Here is a 2,151-nt window from a genome sequence, read left to right on the forward strand (position 1 = left end):
GTGCGGTTCGTTCCAACCAGGAGCTTTCAGAAACTGAAAGGGTATGGGTTGGGGGATTCGCGAGGGTTAAAACCTCAAAAATCCTAACTATCTAACGGATATGGGTGAAAACCCCATCCTTGAGGAGACAAGTGACTCCCTATCTGGCCACACCGAGCAGGCGGCAACCTCGCAGAGTGAAGCTGGCACCAGGGCGGAATCAGAGGTGAAACAGATTAGCCACACTGCCGCTAACGGGGAGGTGACACGGGTAAACAAATCCTAGAAAAATGTCTAATCCGGAAGCCACAATCTGAACAAAATACAATGTGGACTTCATCCTCTCATTCTCATAGTGTTCTGGTAGGGATAACTATAAACTCCGAGAAGAGGATAGGCAAATTGGATTGCCCTAAATCACCAGAATAATCTGTTGGATGGAACGAATAAAAACGACAGCAAAAATATGGGTCTGAGGATAGGTCGTAACCTCGGTAAGTTATGCCAAACTTAATCCCCACTGTCGGGTAAGATGCGCTCAAAACTGGGCGCGGGTATCCAGAATACACAAACTCTAAGAAGAGCATAGTTAGACACATGAGAAAACAATCTTATAGTGAACTGTGGAAAGGACAAAACTGGAAGCAACTCCGGAAGAATCTCTTCCGCCTACAAAGACGAGTGTATAAAGCGGTTCAAGCTGGTGACTTGAGGAAAGCAAGGTCTATACAGAAGCTGATTCTGAAATCCCGTTCGGCACAGTTATTGGCCATCCGTCAAGTGACACAGCTCAATCAGGGCAAGAAGACCGCCGGTATCGACGGAAAAACTGCCCTAAAATACAGCGAACGGTTTGAATTACTTGAAAGACTAGTATCCAGTGCGGAAAATTGGACGCACCAAGGGTTACGGGAAATCCCAATACCCAAGAAAAACGGGGGTACAAGAATGTTGAAAGTACCGACTATAGCTGATAGAGCATGGCAATGTCTAGCAAAATTTGCTCTCGAACCAGCACATGAAGCCAAGTTCCATGCCCGGAGTTACGGATTCAGAACAGGCAGAAGTGCTCATGACGCCCAGAAACAGATATTCAACAATCTGAGTTCCAACAAAAACGGCATAAATAAGAGGGTAATCGAACTGGACATCAAGAAGTGCTTCGACAAAATCTCCCACAAATCCATCATGGATAAGTTAATTGCACCAGCAAGTTTAAAGACTGGGATATTCCGCTGCCTCAAGGCCGGAGTTGACCTGGAATTTCCTGAGCAAGGAACACCGCAGGGAGGTGTAGTCAGTCCACTTCTAGCCAACATAGCACTTGACGGAATAGAGGAGATTCATCCTAGCGTCCGATACGCAGACGATATGGTAATTTTCCTAAAGCCAAAAGATAACAGCGAAAAGGTACTGAATAAAATCAAAGCCTTCCTCGCCGAAAGAGGGATGGAAATTAGTGAAGAAAAGACCAAGATAACCAAAACGACAGATGGATTTAACTTCCTGGGCTGGTATTTCCGAGTCCAGTATGACGGAAGATTCAAGAGCTACCCCGCTAAGGAGAATCTCAAGAAATTCCTAGAAAAAATAAAATCCATAGTCAACAGCTCGAATTATGGAGCAGAAATCAAAGCAAAGAAACTAGCAGCCATTGTAAGAGGTTGGAGAAACTACCATAAGTGGTGCTGTATGGAAGACCCACCTAATAATTTATACTTCCCGATGAAATCTGCCGAAAAGAAATTCCGAAAGCAGAAATCAATAAATCGGTACGAATCCAAAAGATTATTAGGAAAAGCCTTCCCAAAAGTATCATGGGAAGAAAACGGCCACACAATGGTTAAAGGAATTAAGTCCCCTTATGACGGAGACTTAACCTACTGGAGCAAGCGTAACAGCATACTCTACAATAACGCTACATCAAAAGCTTTGAAGAAGCCAAACCATTCCTGCGGATATTGCGGATTAAAATTCATTGATGAAGAAAGAGTTCATCTCCACCACATTGATGAAAATCACGACAACTGGAAGCCTGAAAATTTGATGGCAGTACATCAAAGTTGTCACCAATACATCCATGGGAGCAGACCGAAAGGCCAGGATATCCAGGAGCCGTATGAGGGGAAACCTTCACGTACGGATTTGAAGGAGAGGTGCTCCCCTTAATAG

Annotated in this window: 2 protein-coding genes; both read left to right on the forward strand. The window is 44.4% G+C overall.

Going from position 1 to position 2,151, the window contains the following annotated elements:
- Nucleotides 1-100 precede the first annotated feature (100 nt).
- A complete protein-coding gene (locus F6K63_RS36630) occupies nt 101-265 on the forward strand; it encodes a hypothetical protein (RefSeq protein ID WP_008187986.1) in 165 nt (54 codons plus the stop codon).
- A 311-nt stretch (nt 266-576) separates the two neighbouring features.
- Nucleotides 577-2,148, forward strand: a complete 1,572-nt coding sequence (locus tag F6K63_RS36635; RefSeq protein WP_287314980.1) for a reverse transcriptase domain-containing protein — start codon at nt 577-579, stop codon at nt 2,146-2,148.
- Nucleotides 2,149-2,151: the final 3 nt, after the last annotated feature.

Origin of the sequence: Moorena sp. SIO1G6 (assembly GCF_010672795.1) — a bacterium.
Classification (GTDB): domain Bacteria; phylum Cyanobacteriota; class Cyanobacteriia; order Cyanobacteriales; family Coleofasciculaceae; genus Moorena; species Moorena producens.

Coding starts and splice junctions, on each gene's coding strand:
- F6K63_RS36630 (WP_008187986.1), top strand. CDS start 101: ATGGGTGAAAACCCCATCCTTGAGGAGACAAGTGACTCCCTATCTGGC.
- F6K63_RS36635 (WP_287314980.1), top strand. CDS start 577: ATGAGAAAACAATCTTATAGTGAACTGTGGAAAGGACAAAACTGGAAG.